The 578-nt window shown below is 73.5% G+C and carries 1 protein-coding gene; it reads left to right on the top strand.

Translation table 11 applies throughout. From position 1 onward, the window contains the following. On the top strand, positions 1–426 hold a 426-nt coding region (locus CCN37_RS40620), incomplete at its 5' end, for a hypothetical protein (protein WP_168201063.1). Positions 427–578 lie beyond the last annotated feature (152 nt).

Raw genomic sequence — 578 nt, 5'->3', positions numbered from 1 at the left:
GCGTGCGCCGAACTCGGCGTGCTGACCCGTTTTGGCTGGTCGGAGCGGGGACGAACGGTGCTCGGCAGCCCGTTCCGGGCCGATCTCACCGGGCTGGCGGCGGCGTGGTCGCCTGGCGGGCGCAAGCGGGTCCCGGCTAGCTTCACCCTCGACGGGCGGGCGCTGCGGGTCTGGGCGCTGGCCGCCGGGCGGTGGCAGGGACCGGCCTACGCGCTGGGGCTGGACCCGGACGCGCCGGAGACCCATGATCCACTGCTGGGGGTCTTGACCGCGGCCGGTCTGGCGGCGACGGTGATCGCCGCCGGTGACGGCGAACCGGCGCTCCGGGTCACCGGACGGAGGCGACTCGCGCGGCTCGCCGAGCTGGTGGGGCCGGCCCCCTCGGGGGCCGTCACCGCGGAATGGCCTGCTCGACCGGGCGGCTGACCTGGGAATCCAGTGTTCGGAGAATGCGTTCGCAGGGTAAGTGCGACGGAGGCGGCACGCGGGTGTGCCACTCTGTCAGCTCACCCGCAACACCGAGGGTGACCGCGCTCGGTGCACACTTGCGAACCGGGACGTACTACAGGGACGAGAGA

It is taken from the genome of Allokutzneria sp. NRRL B-24872, from assembly GCF_002155965.1.
Lineage (GTDB): Bacteria > Actinomycetota > Actinomycetes > Mycobacteriales > Pseudonocardiaceae > Allokutzneria.
The sequence above is the reverse complement of the archived record's forward strand: the minus strand, read 5'-3'. Positions and strand labels throughout refer to the sequence as shown.